Genomic DNA, 5,364 nt, shown 5'->3' on the forward strand with positions numbered 1-5,364 from the left:
TGTCCGGCGGCGTCCTACTCTCCCACACCCTCCCGAGTGCAGTACCATCGGCGCTGGAAGGCTTAGCTTCCGGGTTCGGAATGTAACCGGGCGTTTCCCCTCCGCCATGACCGCCGTAACCCTATCGACTTATCAAACACCACACCCAACCAAAACCACTTTGGCGGGGGTGTTCGTTTGTCGAGAGTTGCACAGTGGACGCGTAGCAGCCTTGTTATCAAGTCCTCGGCCTATTAGTACCGGTCGACTGAACCCGTTACCGGGCTTACATCTCCAGCCTATCAACCCAGTCGTCTAGCTGGGGGCCTTACCCCACCAAAGGTGGGCGGGATACCTCATCTTGAAGCGAGCTTCCCGCTTAGATGCTTTCAGCGGTTATCCCTTCCGAACGTAGCCAACCAGCCGTGCCCCTGGCGGGACAACTGGCACACCAGAGGTTCGTCCGTCCCGGTCCTCTCGTACTAGGGACAGCCCTTCTCAAGTATCCTACGCGCACGGCGGATAGGGACCGAACTGTCTCACGACGTTCTAAACCCAGCTCGCGTACCGCTTTAATGGGCGAACAGCCCAACCCTTGGGACCTGCTACAGCCCCAGGATGCGACGAGCCGACATCGAGGTGCCAAACCATCCCGTCGATATGGACTCTTGGGGAAGATCAGCCTGTTATCCCCGGGGTACCTTTTATCCGTTGAGCGACACCGCTTCCACACGCAAGTGCCGGATCACTAGTCCCGACTTTCGTCCCTGCTCGACCTGTCAGTCTCACAGTCAAGCTCCCTTGTGTACTTGCACTCAACACCTGATTGCCAACCAGGCTGAGGGAACCTTTGGGCGCCTCCGTTACCCTTTAGGAGGCAACCGCCCCAGTTAAACTACCCACCAGACACTGTCCCTGAACCGGATCACGGTCCGAAGTTAGATACCCAAATCAACCAGAGTGGTATTTCAAGATTGCCTCCACCCATACTGGCGTATGGACTTCACCGGCTCCCACCTATCCTACACAAGCTAATTCAGATACCAATGTCAAGCTATAGTAAAGGTCCCGGGGTCTTTCCGTCCTGCCGCGCGTAACGAGCATCTTTACTCGTAATGCAATTTCGCCGGGCCTGTGGTTGAGACAGTGGGGAAGTCGTTACGCCATTCGTGCAGGTCGGAACTTACCCGACAAGGAATTTCGCTACCTTAGGATGGTTATAGTTACCACCGCCGTTTACTGGCGCTTAAGTTCTCAGCTTCGCCCCGAAAGACTAACCGGTCCCCTTAACGTTCCAGCACCGGGCAGGCGTCAGTCCATATACATCGAATTACTTCTTCGCATGGACCTGTGTTTTTAGTAAACAGTCGCTTCCCCCTGCTCTCTGCGGCCATACAACGCTCCACCAGCAAGTGGCTTCACGTCTCCGGCCCCCCTTCTCCCTAAGTTACGGGGGCAATTTGCCGAGTTCCTTAACCACAGTTCGCCCGATCGCCTCGGTATTCTCTACCTGACCACCTGTGTCGGTTTGGGGTACGGGCCGCTCGGAACATCGCTAGAGGCTTTTCTCGGCAGCATAGGATCACTGACTTCACCTGAATCGGCTCGGCATCACGTCTCAGCCACAAGGTGTGCGGATTTGCCTACACACCGGCCTACACGCTTACCCCGGCACAACCACCGGCCGGGATCAGCTACCTTCCTGCGTCACCCCATCGCTTGACTACTACCCGCCAGGTTCCCACGCTCCCCGTGATCAGTCCGAAGACCTCACACAGCTCGGGTGGTTAGCACAACAAGGTTCGTCATGGGCGCTCCTACGCGGGTACGGGAATATCAACCCGTTGTCCATCGACTACGCCTCTCGGCCTCGCCTTAGGTCCCGACTCACCCAGGGCGGATTAGCCTGGCCCTGGAACCCTTGGTCATCCGGCGGAAGGGTTTCTCACCCTTCTTTCGCTACTCATGCCTGCATTCTCACTCGTGCCGCGTCCACAACTCGATCACTCGGCTGCTTCACCCCCGGCACGACGCTCCCCTACCCATCCACACACCTGCACCAGAATCCGAAAACCCTGGCGAAGTAAAATGTGAATGCCACAGCTTCGGCGGTGTACTTGAGCCCCGCTACATTGTCGGCGCGGAACCACTTGACCAGTGAGCTATTACGCACTCTTTAAAGGGTGGCTGCTTCTAAGCCAACCTCCTGGTTGTCTATGCGACCCCACATCCTTTTCCACTTAGCACACGCTTAGGGGCCTTAGCTGGTGATCTGGGCTGTTTCCCTCTCGACTACGAAGCTTATCCCCCGCAGTCTCACTGCCGCGCTCTCACTTACCGGCATTCGGAGTTTGGCTGATTTCGGTAAGCTTGTGGGCCCCCTAGACCATCCAGTGCTCTACCTCCGGCAAGAAACACGCGACGCTGCACCTAAATGCATTTCGGGGAGAACCAGCTATCACGGAGTTTGATTGGCCTTTCACCCCTAACCACAGGTCATCCCCCAACTTTTCAACGTTGGTGGGTTCGGCCCTCCACGCGGTCTTACCCGCGCTTCAGCCTGCCCATGGCTAGATCACTCCGCTTCGGGTCTAGGACACGCGACTGAATCGCCCTATTCAGACTCGCTTTCGCTACGGCTACCCCACACGGGTTAACCTCGCCACATGCCACTAACTCGCAGGCTCATTCTTCAAAAGGCACGCCGTCACCCCTAAAGGCTCCGACGGATTGTAGGCGAACGGTTTCAGGTACTATTTCACTCCCCTCCCGGGGTACTTTTCACCATTCCCTCACGGTACTAGTCCGCTATCGGTCACCAGGAAGTATTTAGGCTTACCAGGTGGTCCTGGCAGATTCACGGCAGATTTCAGGAGTCCGCCGCTACTCGGGAACACCCACAGAAGACCAGCCACTTTCACCTACCGGACTCTCACCGCCTACGGTCAGCCATTCCAGACTGTTCGGCTAGCAACTGGCTTTGTAACTCCTCGAACGAGTGTCAGCCCGCTCAGCAGGGTCCCACAACCCCGACCACGCAACCCCTGACAGGTATCACACGCAACCGGTTTAGCCTACATCCGCTTTCGCTCGCCACTACTCACGGAATCACTATTTGTTTTCTCTTCCTACGGGTACTGAGATGTTTCACTTCCCCGCGTTCCCCCCATACACCCTATGTGTTCAGGTGCAGGTGACACCACATGACTGGTGCCAGGTTTCCCCATTCGGACACCCTGGGATCACAGCTTGGTTGACAGCTCCCCCAGGCCTATCGCGGCCTCCCACGTCCTTCATCGGCTCCTGGTGCCAAGGCATCCACCGTTCGCCCTTGACAACTTGACCACAAAGATGCTCGCGTCCACTGTGCAATTCTCAACAAACGACCAACCCACAACCCACAGCACCACACCAAACACCCACCCACAGGCGGACCGGTATGCGGCACCAGGCCATGCCTGGCAAGCCCACGGAACCAACGTCCCGCACACGGCTCTGAAAGACAACCAACGGTTGTTCCTTCAGGACCCAACAGGGTGCCCATCATCCACCACCAGCCGCACCACCACGATCGTTCCACCACCCCGAAAGATGCGTACTAGACGCCGCAGCCGTTGCCGACAGCAAACTCACCAGTGTCTCCGCCATCGAGCACCCCACCACCACATCCGGGTGATGCGGGCTCCTTACCACCATTACGGTGGAAGGTGCTCCTTAGAAAGGAGGTGATCCAGCCGCACCTTCCGGTACGGCTACCTTGTTACGACTTCGTCCCAATCGCCAGCCCCACCTTCGACGGCTCCCTCCACAAGGGTTGGGCCACCGGCTTCGGGTGTTGCCGACTTTCGTGACGTGACGGGCGGTGTGTACAAGGCCCGGGAACGTATTCACCGCAGCGTTGCTGATCTGCGATTACTAGCGACTCCGACTTCACGGGGTCGAGTTGCAGACCCCGATCCGAACTGAGACCGGCTTTTTGGGATTCGCTCCACCTCACGGTATCGCAGCCCATTGTACCGGCCATTGTAGCATGCGTGAAGCCCTGGACATAAGGGGCATGATGACTTGACGTCATCCCCACCTTCCTCCGAGTTGACCCCGGCAGTCTTCGATGAGTCCCCGCCATAACGCGCTGGCAACATCGAACGAGGGTTGCGCTCGTTGCGGGACTTAACCCAACATCTCACGACACGAGCTGACGACAGCCATGCACCACCTGTGACCGCCCCCGAAGGACCCCCCATCTCTGGAGGATTTGCGGCCATGTCAAACCCAGGTAAGGTTCTTCGCGTTGCATCGAATTAATCCGCATGCTCCGCCGCTTGTGCGGGCCCCCGTCAATTCCTTTGAGTTTTAGCCTTGCGGCCGTACTCCCCAGGCGGGGCGCTTAATGCGTTAGCTGCGGCACAGAGAACCGGAGAGGTCCCCCACACCTAGCGCCCAACGTTTACAGCGTGGACTACCAGGGTATCTAATCCTGTTCGCTCCCCACGCTTTCGCTCCTCAGCGTCAGTATCGGCCCAGAGACCCGCCTTCGCCACCGGTGTTCCTCCTGATATCTGCGCATTTCACCGCTACACCAGGAATTCCAGTCTCCCCTACCGAACTCTAGCCTGCCCGTATCGGCTGCAAGCCCGCAGTTGAGCTGCGGGTTTTCACAGTCGACGCGACAAGCCGCCTACGAGCTCTTTACGCCCAATAAATCCGGACAACGCTCGCACCCTACGTCTTACCGCGGCTGCTGGCACGTAGTTGGCCGGTGCTTCTTCTGCAGGTACCGTCACTTGCGCTTCGTCCCTGCTGAAAGAGGTTTACAACCCGAAGGCCGTCATCCCTCACGCGGCGTCGCTGCATCAGGCTTCCGCCCATTGTGCAATATTCCCCACTGCTGCCTCCCGTAGGAGTCTGGGCCGTGTCTCAGTCCCAGTGTGGCCGGTCGCCCTCTCAGGCCGGCTACCCGTCGTCGCCTTGGTAGGCCATCACCCCACCAACAAGCTGATAGGCCGCGAGCCCATCCCAGGCCGAAAAACTTTCCACCCACCACCATGCAGTGACAGGTCATATTCGGTATTAGCCCCGGTTTCCCGGGGTTATCCCAAAGCCTAGGGCAGGTTGCTCACGTGTTACTCACCCGTTCGCCGCTCGAGTACCCCGAAGGGCCTTTCCGCTCGACTTGCATGTGTTAAGCACGCCGCCAGCGTTCGTCCTGAGCCAGGATCAAACTCTCCAACAAAAACTTTCGTTGAAAAACGTCCTGACAACAAAGTGTTGCCAAAGGAATCCAAGACCAACCACACCCAAAGATGTGACCAGTCCGGGGTATAAACAAATTGGCACTGGCTTATCAAGCACCCTGTTGAGTTCTCAAAGAACAACCACACACCA

The 5,364-nt window shown here is 57.7% G+C and carries 3 rRNA genes; all 3 read right to left on the reverse strand.

The features are described from left to right. Position 1 precedes the first annotated feature (1 nt). Positions 2-118: ribosomal RNA gene (gene rrf, locus V6U90_RS32325) — 5S ribosomal RNA — on the reverse strand. A gap of 95 nt (positions 119-213) precedes the next feature. Beyond that, a 23S ribosomal RNA gene (locus V6U90_RS32330) occupies positions 214-3,324 on the reverse strand. A 373-nt stretch (positions 3,325-3,697) separates the two neighbouring features. Next, positions 3,698-5,212, reverse strand: a 16S ribosomal RNA gene (locus V6U90_RS32335). Together the 16S, 23S and 5S rRNA genes form the textbook arrangement of a ribosomal RNA operon. Positions 5,213-5,364: the final 152 nt, after the last annotated feature.

It is taken from the genome of Micromonospora sp. CPCC 206060, assembly GCF_036906895.1.
Classification (GTDB): domain Bacteria; phylum Actinomycetota; class Actinomycetes; order Mycobacteriales; family Micromonosporaceae; genus Micromonospora.